The 1,067-nt window shown below is 40.0% G+C and carries 1 protein-coding gene; it reads right to left on the minus strand.

The genetic code is table 11. The features are described from left to right. Positions 1-14: 14 nt before the first annotated feature. The gene (locus tag QOS01_RS10375; protein WP_283622265.1) at positions 15-977 is read right to left on the minus strand and encodes an IS30 family transposase; all 963 of its coding nucleotides are present in this window, start codon (positions 975-977) and stop codon (positions 15-17) included. Between the last annotated feature and the right edge of the window lie 90 nt (positions 978-1,067).

The following is a 1,067-nucleotide window of genomic DNA, read 5'->3' on the forward strand; positions in this document are numbered from 1 at the left end:
CCCGGAATGTCAATTTAAATTAGAAATTGGTCATCTGTAATATACTTCATGAATACTTCCAAAGGTGTTTGATAATTAAGTGATTTGCGTGGAATGTTATTACGGCGTGTCATAATTTGCTGGATTAATTCATCAGGTAGTGAGCGAAAATCCATGCCTTTCTTTAGTCCATCACGCCGAATAATACCATTATTGTTTTCGTTTAACCCCCGTTGATTGGGAGCACCAACTTCTGCAAAGTAGGCACTAATATCATGCTTATTAGCGATCTCACGCCATTCCGCAAACTCTTTACCATTATCAAATGTGATGGACTTAAAGAGGTGCCGTGGTATTTTGGCAAGCCATTGGTCAAGGTGAGTGTTAACACATTCGGCAGTACGATGATGAATGTTAAGAATGATTTCAACTTTGGAGAGCCGTTCAACCAGAGTCATGACTGCGCCGTGATGCTTACTTCCTTGAACGGTATCAGCTTCTAGGTGACCAAATTCGTTACGATAGTTAGGATAATCGTTATATCGCTCATCGATATTGCGACCTAATTGTCCAGTTCGTCCTCGGCCGCGTGTTTCAACGTAACCATTAGGATGACGACGCCCTTTCATTGGCAATTGACGGACATCAAACTCGCCACGCTTGAACATCCGATATAAGGTCCGCATACTACAGCTAATATGATACTCGTTACGACCAATGATGGTATCTGGTGTCCAGCCAGCGTTGACTTGCTTTTGAATATATTTTCGTTCATCTTTCGGTAGAGTAATTGATTTACGACCGCATTTAGCCTTTTGAAGACGGTAATGTTCCTGATATTGAACGATAGTTTTTCCTTGATTCAGAAAACGGTAAACACGATAGATAGTTTCAGCACTCCGTCGTAAAGCACGTGCAGCAAGGTAAGCCTTGGTGCCTTGTTTCCAAAAATGATATATAAAGGTCAGTTCTTGTGTGTTAAGATGCTTATAGGTCATTTGTGATGTTCCTTTACTTTTGTTTGTGGTTATTCAAAAGTCTATCACAAATGACTTTTTTATTTTTCTAACTTAATTTTACAAACCGCG

It is taken from the genome of Limosilactobacillus avium (genome assembly GCF_947381485.1).
Lineage (GTDB): Bacteria > Bacillota > Bacilli > Lactobacillales > Lactobacillaceae > Limosilactobacillus > Limosilactobacillus avium.

Excerpts from the sequence above, each read along its gene's own strand:
- QOS01_RS10375 (WP_283622265.1), bottom strand. The coding sequence starts at position 977 with ATGACCTATAAGCATCTTAACACACAAGAACTGACCTTTATATATCAT.